This window comes from Variovorax sp. R-27, assembly GCF_049913215.1.
Taxonomy (GTDB): Bacteria; Pseudomonadota; Gammaproteobacteria; order Burkholderiales; family Burkholderiaceae_C; genus Variovorax.
Genome location: NZ_CP183984.1, coordinates 3105396 through 3121741, shown reverse-complemented (window position 1 = coordinate 3121741; position 16346 = coordinate 3105396). Strand labels below are relative to the sequence as shown.

17 protein-coding genes are annotated in these 16346 nt (G+C 66.8%); 14 read left to right on the top strand and 3 right to left on the bottom strand.

Annotated features, from left to right (window positions below; translation table 11 throughout):
- The first annotated feature begins 2 nt into the window (after positions 1 to 2).
- From ACN9MV_RS14495 to ACN9MV_RS14470, 6 genes are read left to right on the top strand one after another with little or no spacing between them, the layout of a single operon-like run.
- Entirely contained in the window at positions 3 to 569 is a 567-nt protein-coding gene (locus tag ACN9MV_RS14495) for an RNA polymerase sigma factor (protein WP_093054421.1), read from the top strand.
- Complete coding sequence (locus tag ACN9MV_RS14490) at positions 566 to 991, top strand: DUF3619 family protein (protein ID WP_093054419.1); 426 nt, start codon at positions 566 to 568, stop codon at positions 989 to 991. Before ACN9MV_RS14495 ends, ACN9MV_RS14490 begins: the two co-directional genes overlap by 4 nt.
- A gap of 57 nt (positions 992 to 1048) precedes the next feature.
- The gene (locus ACN9MV_RS14485) at positions 1049 to 1855 is read left to right on the top strand and encodes a DUF3106 domain-containing protein (RefSeq protein ID WP_307614012.1); all 807 of its coding nucleotides are present in this window, start codon (positions 1049 to 1051) and stop codon (positions 1853 to 1855) included.
- Between the two features lie 13 nt (positions 1856 to 1868).
- Positions 1869 to 2435, top strand: a complete 567-nt coding sequence (locus ACN9MV_RS14480; RefSeq protein WP_307614011.1) for an RDD family protein — start codon at positions 1869 to 1871, stop codon at positions 2433 to 2435.
- Complete coding sequence (locus ACN9MV_RS14475) at positions 2432 to 2839, top strand: diacylglycerol kinase (protein ID WP_093054413.1); 408 nt, start codon at positions 2432 to 2434, stop codon at positions 2837 to 2839. Before ACN9MV_RS14480 ends, ACN9MV_RS14475 begins: the two co-directional genes overlap by 4 nt.
- Positions 2840 to 2870: 31 nt before the next feature.
- Complete coding sequence (locus tag ACN9MV_RS14470; protein ID WP_093054411.1) at positions 2871 to 3461, top strand: TIGR00730 family Rossman fold protein; 591 nt, start codon at positions 2871 to 2873, stop codon at positions 3459 to 3461.
- 39 nt (positions 3462 to 3500) lie between these two features.
- Here the strand turns inward: ACN9MV_RS14470 and ACN9MV_RS14465 are convergent, their stop codons facing one another.
- Together ACN9MV_RS14465 and ACN9MV_RS14460 are read right to left on the bottom strand one after the other, a co-directional pair.
- Entirely contained in the window at positions 3501 to 3839 is a 339-nt protein-coding gene (locus ACN9MV_RS14465) for a P-II family nitrogen regulator (protein ID WP_093054409.1), read from the bottom strand.
- A complete protein-coding gene (locus ACN9MV_RS14460; RefSeq protein WP_426392839.1) occupies positions 3836 to 5533 on the bottom strand; it encodes an NAD+ synthase in 1698 nt (565 codons plus the stop codon). The genes ACN9MV_RS14465 and ACN9MV_RS14460 overlap by 4 nt, the downstream gene beginning before the upstream one ends.
- A gap of 19 nt (positions 5534 to 5552) precedes the next feature.
- On the opposite strand from ACN9MV_RS14460, the gene ACN9MV_RS14455 reads away from it, so the two are divergent.
- The 3 genes from ACN9MV_RS14455 (at position 5553) to ACN9MV_RS14445 (ending at position 8273) form a co-directional block, all read left to right on the top strand.
- The gene (locus ACN9MV_RS14455; RefSeq protein WP_426392838.1) at positions 5553 to 6707 is read left to right on the top strand and encodes a GNAT family N-acetyltransferase; all 1155 of its coding nucleotides are present in this window, start codon (positions 5553 to 5555) and stop codon (positions 6705 to 6707) included.
- 69 nt (positions 6708 to 6776) lie between these two features.
- Positions 6777 to 7529, top strand: a complete 753-nt coding sequence (locus tag ACN9MV_RS14450) for a hypothetical protein (protein ID WP_426392836.1) — start codon at positions 6777 to 6779, stop codon at positions 7527 to 7529.
- A gap of 99 nt (positions 7530 to 7628) precedes the next feature.
- Entirely contained in the window at positions 7629 to 8273 is a 645-nt protein-coding gene (locus tag ACN9MV_RS14445) for a lysozyme inhibitor LprI family protein (RefSeq protein WP_426392834.1), read from the top strand.
- 1 nt (position 8274) lies between these two features.
- On the opposite strand, the gene ppa is transcribed toward ACN9MV_RS14445, so the two are convergent.
- On the bottom strand, positions 8275 to 8802 hold the full coding sequence (gene ppa, locus ACN9MV_RS14440; protein ID WP_093054399.1) for an inorganic diphosphatase: 528 nt from the start codon (positions 8800 to 8802) through the stop codon (positions 8275 to 8277).
- A 254-nt stretch (positions 8803 to 9056) separates the two neighbouring features.
- Here ppa and ACN9MV_RS14435 point away from each other — a divergent pair, with 254 nt between their 5' ends.
- From ACN9MV_RS14435 to ACN9MV_RS14415, 5 genes are read left to right on the top strand one after another with little or no spacing between them, the layout of a single operon-like run.
- On the top strand, positions 9057 to 11573 hold the full coding sequence (locus ACN9MV_RS14435) for a sodium-translocating pyrophosphatase (protein WP_426392832.1): 2517 nt from the start codon (positions 9057 to 9059) through the stop codon (positions 11571 to 11573).
- Between the two features lies 1 nt (position 11574).
- Positions 11575 to 11943, top strand: a complete 369-nt coding sequence (locus ACN9MV_RS14430; protein WP_093054397.1) for a nuclear transport factor 2 family protein — start codon at positions 11575 to 11577, stop codon at positions 11941 to 11943.
- Between the two features lie 55 nt (positions 11944 to 11998).
- Positions 11999 to 13900: a YhgE/Pip family protein gene (locus ACN9MV_RS14425; protein WP_426392830.1), complete on the top strand. Its 1902-nt coding sequence runs from the start codon at positions 11999 to 12001 to the stop codon at positions 13898 to 13900.
- A 16-nt stretch (positions 13901 to 13916) separates the two neighbouring features.
- Positions 13917 to 15353 carry a TolC family protein gene (locus tag ACN9MV_RS14420; protein WP_426392829.1) on the top strand — a complete coding sequence of 479 codons (1437 nt, stop codon included), beginning with the start codon at positions 13917 to 13919 and terminating at the stop codon, positions 15351 to 15353.
- Entirely contained in the window at positions 15353 to 16339 is a 987-nt protein-coding gene (locus ACN9MV_RS14415) for an HlyD family secretion protein (protein WP_093074912.1), read from the top strand. Before ACN9MV_RS14420 ends, ACN9MV_RS14415 begins: the two co-directional genes overlap by 1 nt.
- Positions 16340 to 16346: the final 7 nt, after the last annotated feature.

Sequence of the window (16346 nt, the reverse complement as noted above, 5' to 3'; positions counted from 1 at the left end):
GCTTGGCCACTGAACAAGAACTCTCCGACTTCCTGAAAAGCGTTGAACGACGCGCTTTCAAGCGCTCGGTCTACCACGTGCGGGATGAAGAAGCGGCCCTCGATATCGTGCAGGACAGCATGATGAAGCTGGCGCAGCACTACGGCGACAAGCCCGCGGCCGAACTGCCGATGCTGTTCCAGCGCATCCTGTCGAACTGCACGCTCGACTGGTTCCGCCGCCAGAAAACCCGGCGCGCCCTTTTCTCCAACCTCAGCGATTTCGACTCGGTCGACGACGACGGAGATTTCGACCTGCTGGAGAACTTCGTCTCACCGACCGACTCTAGGGAATCGGAGAGCGCCGAAGACACGACCCGCCGCGCCCAGGTCTTCCACGAGATCGAGGAACAGATCGCAGCACTGCCGGGCCGTCAACGCGAGGCTTTCCTGATGCGTTACTGGGAGGAAATGGACGTCGCAGAGACGGCCGCTGCGATGGGCTGCTCCGAGGGCAGCGTCAAAACCCATTGCTCGCGAGCCGTTCACGCTCTGAGCAAGGCGCTCAAGGCCAAGGGAATATCGCTATGAACACTAAGGTTCCAACCTCAACATCCACCACCGCCGAAGACCAGTTCGGCCAGCGTCTGGTTGCCCGCCTTTCGGCCGGCAATCGAGAGCTGCCGCACGACATCGGCGAGCGGTTGCGCGTGGCGCGAGCGCAGGCCGTTTCCGCGCGCAAGCAGCCCCCGCAGTTGCGGACTGCGCCTGTGGTGGTGCAGTCGGGCCACACACTCACACTGGGTGGAAGCTGGTGGACCCGCATCGGCTCCGTGGTGCCGTTGATTGCGCTCGTGGCCGGCCTGATCACCATCAGCGTGATGCAGGACGACGACCGCGCCAGCGAGTTGGCCGAAGTGGATTCAGCACTGCTGACGGGCGACCTGCCGCCCGCTGCCTACACCGACCCCGGCTTTGCCCAATTCCTGAAGGCCGACAGCGCCTCCGACTGATTTTTCATCGACCGAATGCGACGCCGCTCCACCTCCAGCGCAAACACCCCCCGCCCGTTGCGCCCGCTCCCGGCGGGCGCAGTCGTTTGGGCAGGTGCGCTTGCAGTCGCAGCCTTCAGCCTCACGCTCGCCTGCGCCCAGCCGCCCTCCGAAGCAGCCGCCAAGGCTGCGGCGGGCCCAGCTTCGGCAAGCTCTGCATCAGCCACCAGCCCCAAGGCCATCTCAACGACCAAGCCGCTCTGGAGCGAACTCACGGCCGAGCAGCAGCAAGCCCTGAAGCCGCTGAACGCTCACTGGAACACGCTGAACGTCGGGCAAAAGAAAAAGTGGCTGGCGCTGTCGCGCAACTTCGCGAGCATGTCGGCGGACGAACAGACCACCCTTCACAGCCGCATGATCGAATGGACCGCCCTGAGCAATCAGCAGCGCGCCCAAGCCCGCTTGAACTTTGCCGAGGTCAAGCGCATTCCGCCTGACGAGCGCAAGGTCAAATGGGAGCAGTACCAGGCCTTGAGCGAGGAAGAAAAGCGCAAGCTCGCGGAACGCGCCCCACCCAAGCCGCGCGGTGCCGCCATTCCCGTGCGGCCGGTCTCGTCCCAGAAGCTCGTGCCGGTGCCGGCCGTCACCCCCGGCGTACAGCACACGCCCAGGATTTTGCTGGCCCCGCCGCCCGCCCCCGCTGCCACACCGGCCACGATCATGGTGGCATCGCCGCCGGAGCGCGTGCCTGCAGCGGCAACACCGGCGGTTTCCATCCTCCCCGCCGCGCCTGCCCCGTCCAGCATCGCTTCTCCACCGGTTCCGGCCGAAGCCCAGGTGCCCGCGCCGTCGTCGGCAGCCGAGCCATCCTCCCCCGCCCCCTGATCCCAAGGCTTCGATGGTTTCCAGCTCTCCCGAGGCTTCGGGCCCCGATCAGCCCGCCTCGCCGATCTCTCCTGCAGCCAGCGCTCCTGTTTCGATAGTGCCCGGCCTCTGGCGCCGCATGGCCTGCTGGCTCTACGAGGGCATGCTGCTGTTTGCGGTGGTGTTCGTTTCGGGCTGGCTCTTCAGCACGTTGGGCCAGATGCGCGACGCCATGGATTCGCGCCGCCATCTATTTCAGGCTTTTCTTTTCGTGGTGTTCGGCGTGTACTTCGTCTGGTTCTGGACCAAAGGCCAGACCCTCGCCATGAAAACCTGGAACATCCGCATCGTCGACGTGCACGGCCAGCCCATCAGCCAACGCCGCGCGCTGGCGCGCTACCTGCTGAGCTGGGTCTGGTTCCTGCCGCCGCTGGCCGCCATTGCGCCCTTCAAGCTGTCGGGCGGCGAATCGACCGTCCTGATCTTCGGCTGGGTCGCTGTCTGGGCCCTGCTGGCGCGTTTTCACCCCGAACGCCAGTTCTGGCACGACGCCTGGGCCGGTACACGGCTCATCACCTCCAAACCGATGAGTCGCCAATGAGTGCCTTGCCCAAGCTTCCCGATCCCGCCGTCAATCCGCAAAAAGCCCGCAAGGGCTTCGAACGCGTCTGGCACGCCACGCTGATCTCGCTACACGGCCTGCACGCCGGCTGGAGCGAGCCCGCCTTCCGCCAGGAAGCCATCATGTCGATCGTGATGATTCCGGCCTCCTTCTGGCTCGGGCGCAGCTGGGTCGAGGTGGCGCTGCTCGCGGGCAGCGCCATCCTGGTGATGATCGTCGAGTTGCTCAACACCGCGGTGGAAGCCGCCATCGACCGCATCGGCCCCGAGTGGCACGACCTCTCCAAGCGCGCCAAGGATATGGGCAGCGCCGCCGTGCTGCTGTCGCTCACGCTGTGCGGCGGCATCTGGGCGGCAGCGCTGTGGCAACGCTTCGTGTCATGAGAAGGCCCACGGGCTGCGGCATGATGGCAGGATGAATCCTGAATTTTCGATCTGTGTGTATTGCGGCTCGCGCCCCGGCGAGCGCCCCGAGTTTTCCCAGGCCGCGCAAGCCGTCGGCCAATGGATCGGCCAGCACGGCGGCCAGCTTGTCTACGGCGGAGGTCGCACCGGCCTGATGGGCACGGTGGCCGAGGCCACCCGCCTTGCCGGCGGCCGAGTGGTCGGCATCATCCCCAAGGCATTGGTCGACAAGGAACTGGCCAACCCGCTGTGCGACGAACTGCACGTGGTCGACACCATGCACGAACGCAAGGCCATGATGGGCGAGCGCGCCGATGCCTTCGTCGCCCTGGCGGGCGGCATCGGCACCTTCGAGGAACTGTTCGAGATCTGGACCTGGCGCCAGCTCGGCTACCACGACAAGCCCACCGGCATCCTCAACACCGCCGGCTACTACGACGGCCTGCTTGGCTTCCTGGCGCACAGCGTGCGCGAGGGCTTCATGGGCGAATGGCAGATGAGCCTGATCCGCACCGGCACCGATGTGCCCGAGCTGCTCACGGCATTGCGCGCCGAAGTGCCGCTCCATCCACGCGAAGACAGGCTGTCGGAAAACCTCTGACGACCATGTCGAAAGCCCCGTCGCCGGGGCTTTCTTGCTTCAAACAGCGTTTTCGTTTTCCTCACCCGTACGGATACGCACAATGCGCTCCACGCCGGTGACAAAAATCTTCCCGTCGCCGATCTTCCCGGTGCGCGCGGAACTGACGATGGCTTCGATGCAGCGCTCCACATCGGCCTCGTTGACGACCACTTCGACCTTCATCTTGGGCAGGAAGTCGACCACGTATTCGGCGCCGCGGTAGAGCTCTGTGTGCCCCTTCTGGCGGCCGAAGCCCTTGACTTCGGTGACGGTCAGGCCGGTGACGCCCACTTCGGCCAAGGCCTCGCGCACGTCCTCGAGCTTGAAGGGTTTGACGATGGCGGTGATCTGCTTCATGGTTTTCGTGCTCCGGCGGTTTCGTTGAATTTGCTGGTGATAGGGTAACGCCAATCCTTGCCGAAGCTTCGATGGGTGACCCGGATGCCTACCGGCGCCTGGCGCCGCTTGTATTCGTTGATCCTGATGAGCCGCGCAACCCGCTCGACCACCGCACGGTCGTAACCCGCGGCAATGATCTCGTCGATGCCCTCGTCGTCCTGCATGTAGCGTGCCAGGATTCCGTCGAGGATGTCGTAGGGCGGGAGGCTGTCTTGATCGGTCTGATCGGGCCGAAGTTCGGCGCTGGGAGGCCGCGTGATGATCCGCTCGGGAATCGGCTCGGTGCCCGTGCCGTACGGATCGTGGGCATTTCGCCAGCGCGCCAGCGCGAACACGGTTGTCTTGAGCAGGTCCTTGATGACCGCGAAGCCGCCCGCCATGTCGCCGTACAGCGTGCAGTAGCCGGTGGCCATTTCGCTCTTGTTACCCGTGGTGAGCACGATGGCGCCGAACTTGTTCGAAAGCCCCATCAGCAGCGTGCCGCGAATGCGGGCCTGGATGTTTTCCTCGGCCGTGTCCTCGGGCCGCCCCTTGAATTCCTCGGCCAGAGCGCCCTTGAAGGACTCGAAGGTGTGCTTGATGGAAATCTCGTCATAGCGCACGCCCAGGCGGGCGGCCATGTCGCGCGCATCGATCCAGCTGATGTCGGCGGTGTAAGGCGAAGGCATCATCACCGCACGGACCTTGTCCTTGCCCAGTGCATCGACCGCGATGGCAAGCACCAATGCGGAGTCGATACCGCCCGAAAGCCCCAGGATGGCGCCCGGAAAACCGTTCTTGCCGACGTAGTCGCGCACGCCGAGCACCAGGGCGTCCCAGAGTTGGGCTTCAGCGTCGCGTGGCGGTGCGATGGCCGCCGGCTTGGCTACGAAGCCAACGCCGCCTTGAGGCGTGCGCTCCAACTGCGCGAAGACCAGTTTTTCCCGGAAGCTCTCGGCCTGCATGGCCGCAGCGCCATCGGCCTGCAACGCGAACGAAGCGCCGTCGAACACCACCTCGTCCTGCCCGCCGACCAGGTGCGCGTACACCAGCGGCAGCCCCACCGCGCGCGCCCGGTCGGCCATGCGCGCGATGCGCTCGCCTTCCTTGCCCACGTGGTACGGCGACGCATTGATCACCGCCAGCACCTCGGCACCGCCTTCGCGCGCTAGCTCTGCAGGCTGGTCGAACCAGGCGTCCTCGCAGATCAGCAGGCCGACCGAGACACCGCCCGCCTCGAACACGCAGGTGCCCTGCCCCGGCGTGAAGTAGCGGCGCTCGTCGAACACCTGGTAGTTGGGCAGTTCGCGCTTGGCGTAGGTTTCGAGGATGCGGCCTTCCTTGATGACGCTTGCCGCGTTGTGACGCATCTGCACGGCCACCGAGCGGCTGCGCAGGCTGCCGCCGGTCGGATGCCCCACCACCACCACCATGTCTTTGAGATCGGCCAGAGCAGCGGCAATGCCTTTCACGGCATCATCACAGGCTTCGGTGAAGGCGGGACGGAGGAACAGGTCCTCCGCCGCATAGCCGGCAATCGAGAGTTCGGGCGTCAACAAGAGGCGCGCGCCCTGTGCATGGGCATCGCGCGCGGCGTCGACGATCTTTTTCGCGTTGCCGGCGAGGTCGCCCACCACAAAATTGAGTTGCGCGATGGCGAGCTTGAGCGTCATACAGAAGGAAGAAAAAGGCTTGAACGATTATGTCATTCGGGTTCTGTCGTCGCCGGCTGACGTGAGCCCGGACACGTGGAACGCGCTGCTGGCTGCCGAGGCCGAGCCATCGCCCTTCATGCGCCATGAATACCTCGCGGCGCTGAACGACAGCCGCAGCGCCACGCCGGAGAGCGGATGGATGCCGCAGTTCGTCACGCTGTGGCAAGGCGAGCAGTTGCAGGCCGCGTGCCCGTTCTACATCAAGGACCATTCCTACGGCGAGTACGTCTTCGACTGGGCCTGGGCCAATGCCTACGAGCAGCACGGGCTCGCGTACTACCCGAAGGCCGTGGTCGCAGTGCCCTTCACGCCCGTGCCCGGCACGCGGCTGCTGGCGCGCGACGCTCAAAGCCGCACGTTGCTGGTGCAAGGACTCGTCGCGCTGTGCAAGCAGGAGGAGCTGTCGTCGCTGCACCTGCTGTTCGGCGCCGATGCCGACATCGCCGCCTGCACCGAAGCGGGCCTGATGCTGCGCAACACGGTGCAGTTCCACTGGACCAACGCCCAATACCCCGACTTCGACTCCTTCCTCGCCAGCCTCTCGCACGACAAGCGCAAGAAGATCCGCCAGGAGCGCCGCAAGGTGGCCGACGCCGGCGTGAGCTTCCGGTGGTCGCGCGGCACCGACATCTCGAAGGCCGACTGGGACTTCTTCTACCGCTGCTACGAGCGCACCTACCGCGAGCACGGCAACCCGCCCTACCTCACGCGCGACTTCTTCCGGCGCATGGCCGACACGATGCCCGAAGCCTGGCTGCTGTTCGTCGCCGAGCGCAATGGCAAACCGATGGCCACCAGCCTGATCGCCCTTTCGACGCAGCCCGATGCACCGCTCGTTGCCTACGGCCGTTACTGGGGCGCGCTGGAGCGCGTCGACTGCCTGCACTTCGAGGCTTGCTATTACCAGCCGCTGGCCTGGTGCATCGAATACGGCGCCCAGCGCTTCGAGGGCGGCGCCCAGGGCGAGCACAAGATGGCGCGCGCGCTGATGCCAGTAAAAACCACCAGCGCCCACTGGCTGGCGCATCCGGCGTTTGCCGATGCGGTCGAGCGCTTCCTGGAGCGCGAGGGCGCGGGCATCGAGAACTACATGGACCACCTGGGCGAGCGCAGCCCGTTCAAGGCCGCTTGACCAGCCTTTCTTGCCATGCGGGGCTGCTATAAAAGCGCCCGATATCCACAACAACTCAGAGAGAACTCGATGCCATTCGTCGGACTGGGGCTGCACGTCCTCATCGCGCTGTTCTTCGCCGTGCACGCAATGCGCCACGGCAAGCAGATGTACTGGCTCCTCATTCTTTTCAGCTTCCCGCTGCTGGGAAGCATCGTGTACTTCGTGGTCGAGTACCTGCCCGCCTCGCGCATGCAGCGCACCGCCGGCAAGGTGGCCAGCGCGGCCATCGGCTTCATCGACCCCGAGCGCGAATACCGCGCGGCCACCGAGGCCTACGACCTCGCCCCCACGGCCCAGAACAAGCTGCGCCTTGCCAAGGCAGCGCTCGACAAGGGGCAGGCCGCCGATGCCGTCGGCCATTACCGCGACGCACTGAAGGGCCCGCTGGCCTCCGATCCCGAACTGCAGTTCGGCCTGGCCAGCGCCCTGTTGGCTGCGGGTGGAGCGACTGCCGGCCGCGAGGCATTGCAGGCGCTCCAGGCCCTGCGTGCCACGCGCGACGACTACCGCAAGGACGAAGTCGCCGTGCTCACCGCCCGCGCCCTCGCCGCCGACGGACGCCAGCCGGAAGCGCGCGAAGCCTTCGAGGCCGCGCTGAGCCAGTACAACACCGTCGAGGCCCGCGCCCGCTACATCGCATGGCTTGCCCAGCAAGGCGATGCCACCGGTGCACAGCGCCAGTGGGACGAACTCCAGCAGGCCGCTCACCACTGGAACTCGCATGCGCGTTCGGTCAATCGCGAATGGATGCGGCTGGCCAGCGACGCGGTCCGCGCCTGAAGCGTCTCCTCTGTCCAAGGGCATAGTGCCCTTGACCATTCGGCACATCGACGGCGCGCGGCGCCTCTCCTAGCATCCGCTTCGAGGAGAGAGAACCGCATGCCGCCCTTCACACGCCCTGCCCTCGTGGCACTCTGCTTCATGGCGGCCAGCCAGTTGGCCACGGCCGCCAGCTTCGACTGCGCCAAGAAGGCCGGCAACGCCACCGAGAAAGCCATCTGCGCCGACCCCGGCCTGTCACGGCAGGACGAAGCCATGGCCGCCCTCTACAAGCGGCAAGTCGAAATGCCCGGCACGGGCCAGTGGGCGACGTTCCTGAAACGCGACCAGCGTGACTGGATAGCTGTACGCAACCGCGAATGCCGCGGCAAGACCGAATGCCTCAAGCAGGACTACGAGCGGCGCATCACCTACCTGAGTCACCCGCTGCTGCATTGGATGGGACGCTATGTGGAAGGCCAATGCCCGAAGGACGGGCGCTTCCTCGACGTGACGCCCGAACTGGGCGGCACGCTGGACATCCAGATCTACGTTTGCCCCGACCCGCGCGGCAACATGCTGCTGCAGGGCAAGAACGTGCTCGACGGGCAGCGGCGCCTCGTGGTGCAGGAAGGCGGGCGTTGCACCCGCACACTCCAGTTCGACACCGACCGCGTCACCGTCTCGGACACGCCGGGCTGCGCGCCATCGCTGGCCGGCAGCTTCACGCGCGACCCGCGCCGCTCGCCCTTCGAGAACGAATAAATTACTTCTTGTAGCTGGCGATGCCGTCCAGGATTTCCTTCTTGGCCGCGTCGATGCCTTCCCAGCCCAGCACCTTGACCCACTTGCCTTCTTCCAGGTCCTTGTAGTGCTCGAAGAAGTGGCTGATGGCCTTCAGGCGCATCGGGTTCACGTCGTCGACCGACTTCCAGTGGCTGTAGATGGGCAGCACCTTGTCGGTGGGCACGGCCAGCACCTTGCCGTCGACGCCGGCTTCGTCTTCCATCATCAGGATGCCCAGGGGGCGGCACGGCACCACCACGCCCGGCAGCAGCGGATACGGAGCGATCACCAGCACGTCGACCGGGTCGCCGTCGCCCGACAGGGTCTGTGGCACGTAGCCGTAGTTGGCCGGGTAGTACATGGCCGTCGTCATGAAGCGGTCGACAAAAATCGCGCCCGATTCCTTGTCGACTTCGTACTTGATCGGGTCGGCGTTCATCGGGATTTCGATCACGACATTGAAGGAATCGGGGACGTTCTTGCCGGGGGAAACTTTGTCGAAGGACATGACGTTTTTCGAGTAGTGGAAAAGTATGAGAGAGATGGGGACAAACCCGGAGTTTACTTTCCGTGTCACCGACCGGTCGCACGCGCACTCGTATTTGCCTGTAAATTGCAACCGTTGGCCAATCGGCTCCTCACCCTTGGTGCAGTGAGCTTCGAGGAAGCAACGCGGCGGAAAACATGGTCCCGTACGCGTTGCACGCAGGGCCCATGCTGTCCGTCTCCACAAGTCGCAACGAACGAATGGAGAAGCAAAGCATGATCGGCAACACCCCCCTGATACTGGCTATCGTCTGCGGCCTAGTGGCCGTGGCCTACGGTTTCTGGGCTCGAAGTTGGATTCTCGCGAAGGACGCAGGCAATGCCCGCATGCAGGAAATTGCAGCGGCCATCCAGGCCGGCGCCTCCGCCTACCTCGCCAAGCAGTACAGCACCATCGCCATCGTCGGCGTGGTGCTCGCCATCCTCATCGCCATCTTCCTGGACCTGACCACGGCAGTCGGCTTCATCGTGGGCGCGGTGCTCTCGGGTGCCTGCGGCTTCATCGGCATGAACGTGTCGGTGCGCGCCAATGTGCGCACCGCGCAGGCGGCCACTCAAGGCATCGGCCCGGCACTCGACGTCGCGTTCCGCGGCGGAGCCATCACCGGCATGCTGGTGGTGGGCCTGGGCCTGCTGGGCGTGTCGGCCTTCTACTGGGTCTTGATCGGCAGCAGCACGCCGGCGGCGGGCCACAGCCTCGCGGCCACCCTCAATCCGCTGATCGGCTTTGCCTTCGGCTCCTCGCTGATCTCGATCTTCGCGCGGCTGGGCGGCGGCATCTTCACCAAGGGCGCCGACGTCGGCGCCGACCTGGTGGGCAAGGTCGAGGCCGGCATCCCCGAAGACGACCCGCGCAATCCGGCGGTGATTGCCGACAACGTGGGCGACAACGTCGGCGACTGCGCCGGCATGGCCGCCGACCTGTTCGAAACCTACGCCGTGACGCTGATCGCCACCATGGTGCTGGGCGCGCTGATGGTTACCGCGGCGCCGACCAACGCGGTGCTGTACCCGCTCGCGCTGGGCGGCGTGTCGATCATCGCGTCGATCATCGGGTGCTTCTTCGTGAAGGCCTCGCCGGGCATGGTCAACGTGATGCCGGCGCTCTACAAGGGCCTGGCGGTGGCGGGCATCCTGTCGCTGATCGCGTTCTGGTTCGTCACCAGCTGGCTGATTCCCGACAACGCGATCGCCCCGAGCGGCAGCCAGCTGAAGCTGTTCGGCGCCTGCTTCGTCGGCCTGGCGCTGACGGCCGCGCTGGTATGGATCACCGAGTACTACACCGGCACGCAGTACAAGCCCGTGCAGCACATCGCGCAGGCCTCGACCACGGGCCACGGCACCAACATCATCGCGGGCCTGGGCGTGTCGATGCGCTCCACGGCGTGGCCGGTGATCTTCGTGTGCATCGCCATCCTGGCTTCGTACTCGCTGGCAGGCCTCTTCGGCATTGCGGTGGCTGCCACGTCGATGCTGAGCATGGCCGGCATCGTGGTGGCGCTGGACGCCTACGGCCCCATCACCGACAACGCCGGCGGCATCGCCGAGATGAGCGACCTGCCCGCCAGCGTGCGCGCCGTGACCGACCCGCTCGACGCGGTCGGCAACACCACCAAGGCCGTGACCAAGGGCTACGCCATCGGCTCTGCGGGCCTGGCCTCGCTGGTGCTCTTCGCCGACTACACGCACAAGCTGGAGAGCTTCGGGCTGAACATCAGCTTCAACCTGAGCGACCCGATGGTGATCGTCGGCCTCTTCATCGGCGGGTTGATTCCCTATCTGTTCGGCGCGATGGCCATGGAGGCCGTGGGCCGCGCGGCGGGCGCGGTGGTGGAAGAAGTGCGGCGCCAGTTCCGCGACATCCCCGGCATCATGGAAGGCACCGGCAAGCCCGAGTACGGCAAGGCCGTGAGCATGCTGACCGGCGCGGCCATCAAGGAAATGATGATCCCGTCGCTGCTGCCGGTGCTCGTGCCGATCGTCGTCGGCCTGGTGCTGGGGCCGAAGGCGCTGGGCGGGCTGCTGATGGGCACCATCGTCACGGGCCTGTTCGTCGCCATCAGCATGTGCACTGGCGGCGGCGCCTGGGACAACGCCAAGAAATACATCGAGGACGGCCACTTCGGCGGCAAGGGCAGCGAGACGCACAAGGCCGCCGTCACCGGCGACACCGTGGGCGACCCCTACAAGGACACGGCCGGCCCGGCCGTGAACCCGCTGATCAAGATCATCAACATCGTGGCGCTGCTCATCGTGCCGCTGGTGGTGAAGTTCCATGCCGGCGATGCGGCGGCGGCCGTGCCGGCGAAGATCGAGATGCCGCCGGCCGCGACCGCGCCCGCCGCGATGGCTCCGTCGACGCCTGCTGCGGTGGTCGCTTCGGGCGCCGTGTCGGCCGCCGAAGCCGCAGCGGTGAAGGTCGAGAACGGCGTCGTGAAGTTCTACTTCGCGAGCGCCAGTTCCGAGGTGGCGCCCAACGCCAAGGAAGCCCTGGCCGACGTCATCAAGGCCGTGCAGAGCGGCAGCACGGTGCTCGTGAGCGGCTACCACGACGCCAGCGGCGACCCGGCCAAGAATGCCGAGCTCGCCAAGCAGCGCGCGATGGCCGTGAGCGATGCGCTCAAGGCCGCTGGTGCGCCAGAAGACAAGATCGAGCTGGCCAAGCCCGAGCAATCGCAGGCCGATGGGCCGCCCGCCGAGGCGCGCCGCGTTGAAGTCAAAGTAAAGTCCTGAAATGCCCACGCCCGAACGACTCGAATCATTCATCGCCGCCGTCGAAGGCGGCGCGCATGCCAAGGCCATCGAGGACTACTACACCGAAGATGCCACCATGCGCGAGAACCAGGCCGAGCCGCGGCGCGGTCGCAGCACGCTGGTGGCCCAGGAAAGCGCCGTGCTCGACCGCACCGAGTCGGTGGTTTCCACCTGCGTGCGGCCGGTGCTGGTGAACGGCGACCACGTGGCGATCCACTGGATCTTCGAGTTCACGTTCAAGGGCGGCAGCAAGATGCGAATGGAAGAAATCGCCTGGCAGCGCTGGGAAGGCGAGCGCATCGCGGAAGAACAATTCTTCTACGACCCCGCCCAGAAAAAGCCGGGCTGACCGCTTCTGCGCGCAAACCCCACCGCCATGGCGCTGCTGCAGACCTCCTAGCCCCATGCGATACCTTCACGCACTGTTCGCCGGTACCTGGGCCATCGCCCGGGCCGAGCTGGCGATCGTGCGGCGCTTTCCGCGCATCCTGCTGGCCGTGGTGGCGGTCGGCGTGGTGCCGGCGCTCTATGCGCTGATCTACCTCACGAGCGTGTGGGACCCGGCCGGGCACACGGCCGACCTGCCCGCCGCCATCGTCAACCAGGACCAGGGCGTGACCTACATGTCGCGCACCGTCAACGTCGGCGACGAACTCACGCACACCCTGCTCGACAAGCGCGCCTTCGGCTTCCGCGCGATGACCGACGCCGAAGCCGCGCGCGCCGAGGTGCGGCGCGGCACGCTGGCCTTTGCGCTGCTGATTCCGGCCGACTTCAGCGCCAACGCGGTACCGGGTGCGCAGCGCGGCGCCGGGCAACTGGTGGTCTACACCTCCGAAGGCAACAACTACAGCTCGGCCGGCCTGGCGCGGCGTTTCGCGGGCGAGCTGGGGCACCAGGTCAACGAGATGCTCAACGAGCAGCGCTGGGGGCTGGTGCTGAATGCGGCCTCCGGCTCACAGCAGCGGCTCGACAAGCTCAAGCAGGCGCTGCTGGAGCTGCGCGACGGCAGCCAGACGCTGGCCAACGGCGCGGCCCAATACAGCGCCGCCGCGCAGCAGGTGAGCAGCGGGTTCAAGCAGGTGAACGGCGGTATCCGCACCATCGAATCGAAGCTGCCGGCCGACGCTGACCTGCGTGCACTGAAGGCCGGCTCGCAGCAACTCGCGGCAGGCCAGCGCGAACTCGGCAGCGGGCTCGCGCAGATCGGCGACGGACTCGGCCAGCTCGAAGCCGGTGCCGGCCAGCTCGGCGACGGCGCGCGCAAGATGCAGAAGGATTCCGCCGACATCCCCTTCGTGGGCGAGCGCATCGCCAAGGGCGCGGGCGAGCTCGCAGCCGGCGCCGACAAGCTGCGCGGCGGCATCGATCAGGCGCAGGGGGCCATGGCCAAGGCACAGGACGGCAATCACAAGCTCGCGGCTGGCGCCACTGCGCTCGACGGCGGCGTGGGCAAGCTTACCGACGGCATGGGGGCGCTGTCTGGCGGCATCCGCACCATGGCTGGCAAGCTGCCCGCGGACAAGAAGCTCGACGAGTTCGTGCAGGGTGGCTCTCAGCTTGCGCAGGGCGCGCAGCGCCTGCTGACCGGCGTGCGCACCATCGAAGCTGCCCTGCCCGCCTCGATCACCCGCATCCAGGGCAGCGCGTCGGGGCTGGCCGATTCGGTCGAGCCCAAGGTCGAGGTGGTGGCACCGGTGGACAACAACGGCAGCGCCTTCGTGCCGAACATGGTGTCGGTGGCGCTGTGGATCGGCGCGGTGATGGCCGGCTATCTGTTCAACATCCGCATCGTGCTGGCGGACCACACCCACTACCCGAAGCTCGCCAAGACGCTCGGCAAGATCACCATGCCGGCGCTGATCGTGCTGCTGCAGGTGGCGCTGGTGCTGGCCACGCTGCTGGGCGTGCTGCAGGTGCAGGCGCCGCACGTGGCCGCCCTGGCGCTCACCATGGCGCTGGCCTCACTGGTCTTCCTGGTGGTGCTGTTCGCGATCCTGCATGTGTTCGGCGACTTCGGCCGCATCCTCACGGTGCTGCTGCTCACGCTGCAGCTGTCGGCCGGTGGCGGGGTGTTGCCGGTGGAGCTTTCGGCCGGCTTCTTCCGCACGGTGCACAGCTGGCTGCCGTTCAGTTGGGTAGTGCAGGCCTTTCGCGCGGTGATGTTCGGTGCCTTCGACGACGGATGGGCGCATGCATGCTGGGTGGTGGTGCTGTCGGGCGCAGTGGCCGTCGGGCTGATGGCGCTGTTCGGCAAGTGGAAAGAAGTGCTGCTGGCGGACTACCGGCCAACGGTGCAGATCTGAACAGCCCCTTGAAACGATGACACGCTGCCGCCAAGCTCTTTTTCCTTCTCTCTACCTGCTGCCGGCACTGCTGGTGCTGGGCACCGCGGCTTTCGCGCAGGCCCAGGCCCGCAACGACGACACCCTGTCGCTGAGCTTCGAAGCGGCCCGCGCCCGCATGCTCGATCGCTCCGACAAGCTGGCCGCGGCCCGCGCGGCGGTCGAGTCGAAGGAACTGCAGGGCCAGGGCCTGAAGGGGCTCGGCGGCCCGACGATCAGCGTCTCGGGGCTGGCCTATGCCTACAACGCGAACCTGAATCTCGACCTCGATCCGCTCAACCAGAAATTCGGGCAGATCGGCTCGGCGCTGCCGTCGTCCATCCAGAGCGTGATCGCGCGCGTGCCGATTCCACAGCTGCCCAACAGCTACACGCTCAACCGCCACGACACCGGCGCCAACACATCGATCTCGGCCGTGTGGCCGCTCTACGTCGGCGGCGCGACCGATGCTGTGCGCGGCTTCGTCTCGGCGCAGACGCGCGAGGCGCAGGCCGATGCCGAACAGGCCGGCCACGAGGTCGACACGCTGCTGGTACAGCGCTACTTCGGCGCCCAGCTCGCGCAGCGAGCGGCCACGCTGCGCCTGCAGGCCGAGCGAACGATCGCACAGCATGATTCGGCGGCGCAGAAGATGCTCGCGGCCGGTGTGATCTCGCGCGTCGAGCGGCTGCAGGCCAGCGCAGCGTACGAAGAGGCGCGGCGCAATGCGCGCAAGGCCGAGAACGACGCGGCGCTCGCCGCCGTAGCCCTGGCCCGCACGGTGCGTGCCGATGGCAGCGTGACGCCGCAAACGCCGCTCTTTCTCATCAGCACGCCGATCGAACCGCTCGGCTATTTCATCGACTCGGCGCTCACGCGGCACCCGGGCCTGGGCAAGGTTGCGGCCAAGAAGTCGCAGGCCGAGCAATTGCACGAAGGCGAAGAGGCGTTGCGCCGCCCGCAAGTCATTGCCTTCGGCACGCGCGAACTCAAGGGCGGCAACGCAGACTGGGTGGCCGGCCTCGGCGTGCGCTGGACGCTGTACGACTCGGTCGACCGCGACGCCCTGTCGGCTGCTTCACTCAAGCAGGTCGAGCAGGCCGAACGCACCGACGCGCAGGCGCGCAGCGACATCTCGCTGCTGGTCGAACGCAACTGGCGCGCGCTGGAGAACGCGCGCCGCCAATACCTCGAGATGAAGGCCTCGGTGGAGCTGGCGCAAGAGGTGGTGAAGCTGCGCACCTCGGGCCTGCGCGAAGGCACGAGCACCACGCTCGACCTGATCGACGCCGAAACCAACCAGGCCAAGGTGCTGACCGAACGCGCGCAGGCCGCCAACGACTACGTGCAAGCGCTTGCGCAACTGCTCGAAAGCGCGGGCCTTTCCGAAAGGTTTTCCGACTACATCGCGCGTGCCGACGTGAAGGTGAATTGATGATGAGTGCCAAGACCCGAAAACTGATCGCGATACTCGCCGCCCTGCTCGTGCTGGCGGTGCTCGTCTGGGGTTTCTGGCGCGCCTCGCAGCCCGCGCCCGAGGTGTTCCAGGGCCAGATGGAGGCGCGCGAGACCGACGTCGCAGGCAAGGTGACGGCGCGCATCGCCGAAGTGCCGGTGAAGGAAGGCGACCGCATACAGGCCGGCGCGGTGCTGGTGCGCATGGACAGCCCCGAAGTGCGCGCCAAGCTCGCACAGGCCACTGCCGCCGAACAGGCCGCGCAGGCCGTCGCCGACAAGGCGCAGAACGGCGCGCGCCCGCAGGAGGTCGAGATGGCGCGCATGCAGTGGCAGCGCGCCGAAACCGCGGCCCAGCTGGCGCAGACCTCGTACCGCCGTGTCGACGGACTGGCGCGCGAGGGCCTGGTTGCCGACCAGAAACGCGACGAGGCCGAAGCCAACTGGAAGGCCTCGCGCGATGCCGCCATTGCCGCCAAGGCGCAGTACGACATGGCGCGCATCGGCGCTCGCCCCGAGGACAAGACCGCCGCCAGCGCGCAGGCGCGCCAGGTCGCCGGCGTGGTGGCGGAGGCCGAAGCCGCCAAGGCCGAGACCGAGCTGCGCAGCCCCGTCGGGGGCGAGGTGGCCAAGGTGCTGGCCAAGGTCGGCGAGCTGTCGCCGCAGGGCGTGGCCGTGGTCACGGTGGTCGACTTGAGCGACCAGTGGGTGGTGCTCAACGTGCGCGAAGACCGGCTCGCCCGCTTCGCACTCGGCAACGAATTCGATGCGCGCCTGCCCGCACTGCCGGAAGACAGGCGCACGGCCCGCTTCAAGGTCTACTACAGCGCAGTGCTGCCCGACTTCGCGACGTGGCGCGCCACGCGCGGCGGCACCGGCTTCGACGTGCGCACCTTCGAGGTCCGCGCGCGGCCGCTCAAGCCCATCGACGGCGCTCGGCCCGGCATGAGCGTGCTGGTCGACTGAGTTCGCG

Bases quoted from the DNA above. Each gene is read 5' to 3' on its own strand.
- ACN9MV_RS14430 (WP_093054397.1), top strand. From the start codon at position 11,575: ATGCCCACGCCCGAACGACTCGAATCATTCATCGCCGCCGTCGAAGGC.
- ACN9MV_RS14450 (WP_426392836.1), top strand. From the start codon at position 6,777: ATGCCATTCGTCGGACTGGGGCTGCACGTCCTCATCGCGCTGTTCTTC.
- ACN9MV_RS14465 (WP_093054409.1), bottom strand. From the start codon at position 3,839: ATGAAGCAGATCACCGCCATCGTCAAACCCTTCAAGCTCGAGGACGTG.
- ACN9MV_RS14475 (WP_093054413.1), top strand. From the start codon at position 2,432: ATGAGTGCCTTGCCCAAGCTTCCCGATCCCGCCGTCAATCCGCAAAAA.
- ACN9MV_RS14490 (WP_093054419.1), top strand. From the start codon at position 566: ATGAACACTAAGGTTCCAACCTCAACATCCACCACCGCCGAAGACCAG.
- ACN9MV_RS14460 (WP_426392839.1), bottom strand. From the start codon at position 5,533: ATGACGCTCAAGCTCGCCATCGCGCAACTCAATTTTGTGGTGGGCGAC.
- ACN9MV_RS14470 (WP_093054411.1), top strand. From the start codon at position 2,871: ATGAATCCTGAATTTTCGATCTGTGTGTATTGCGGCTCGCGCCCCGGC.
- ACN9MV_RS14425 (WP_426392830.1), top strand. From the start codon at position 11,999: ATGCGATACCTTCACGCACTGTTCGCCGGTACCTGGGCCATCGCCCGG.
- ACN9MV_RS14415 (WP_093074912.1), top strand. From the start codon at position 15,353: ATGATGAGTGCCAAGACCCGAAAACTGATCGCGATACTCGCCGCCCTG.
- ACN9MV_RS14445 (WP_426392834.1), top strand. From the start codon at position 7,629: ATGCCGCCCTTCACACGCCCTGCCCTCGTGGCACTCTGCTTCATGGCG.
- ACN9MV_RS14480 (WP_307614011.1), top strand. From the start codon at position 1,869: ATGGTTTCCAGCTCTCCCGAGGCTTCGGGCCCCGATCAGCCCGCCTCG.
- ppa (WP_093054399.1), bottom strand. From the start codon at position 8,802: ATGTCCTTCGACAAAGTTTCCCCCGGCAAGAACGTCCCCGATTCCTTC.
- ACN9MV_RS14420 (WP_426392829.1), top strand. From the start codon at position 13,917: ATGACACGCTGCCGCCAAGCTCTTTTTCCTTCTCTCTACCTGCTGCCG.
- ACN9MV_RS14435 (WP_426392832.1), top strand. From the start codon at position 9,057: ATGATCGGCAACACCCCCCTGATACTGGCTATCGTCTGCGGCCTAGTG.